Origin of the sequence: Sphingomonas sp. CFBP 13733, assembly GCF_014841795.1 — a bacterium.
In the GTDB taxonomy this organism is placed as follows: Bacteria; Pseudomonadota; Alphaproteobacteria; order Sphingomonadales; family Sphingomonadaceae; genus Sphingomonas; species Sphingomonas aerolata.
On the sequence record NZ_JACYUP010000035.1, the window covers coordinates 1 to 609 of the forward strand.

At 58.3% G+C, this 609-nt stretch carries 1 protein-coding gene; it reads left to right on the forward strand.

Annotation, left to right across the window (positions count from 1 at the left end; all coding sequences use genetic code 11):
• Nucleotides 1-108: 108 nt before the first annotated feature.
• The coding region (locus tag IFT71_RS21095) for a hypothetical protein (protein ID WP_192143475.1) at nucleotides 109-609 on the forward strand (501 nt) is incomplete at its 3' end.

A 609-nucleotide genomic window follows, 5' to 3' on the forward strand; every position in this document is an offset into this window, starting at 1 on the left:
CGCCCACTTGTCGACCTTCTTTGGTTCTGTGACGATGCCTGAAAGCTGCCGTTCGTTTGGTTGATAGGCAGCTTAGGTTGATAGGCAGCCGAAAAGGTGAGGTCGACCATGTGGTTACGTTCGGCGGTTTTTGTTGCTGGTCTCTGTTGCTCGGTTCCGACGATCGCCCAGGGCAATCCGGTTACGATCGGGCCACAAGATGTAATCCTCACCCGACAGCGGGCAGAGCAGATGTCGCCACGAGATCTGGAGGCAATTGTTCTGCGGGACTTTCCGCACGGTGATATTCGCAAGGTCGAGGTGGGGCGGTCGATGAAGGGCTTCCCCGAAACGCCCCTATCTTATGTCCTTTTCCACGAAGCAGGTACGGCTGCTGGCGGCAGGTTTTGTACCGCACGCCGGATCGTTGTTCATTTCGACACGCTCCACGGGCAGATACCGCAGAACGCGGCCGAGCAAGCAGCGAATGCGCCTCGGCGCCGCTTTGCTGTAAACGCAGCGCCGCTTGCCACCGTTCTAGATCAAATGGCGACGGATGCCGAGTGCGCTCGCGTGGAAAACTTTGCTCAATTGCCACCGGGTGAACCACAGCTCGGTCGCGGGATTGTC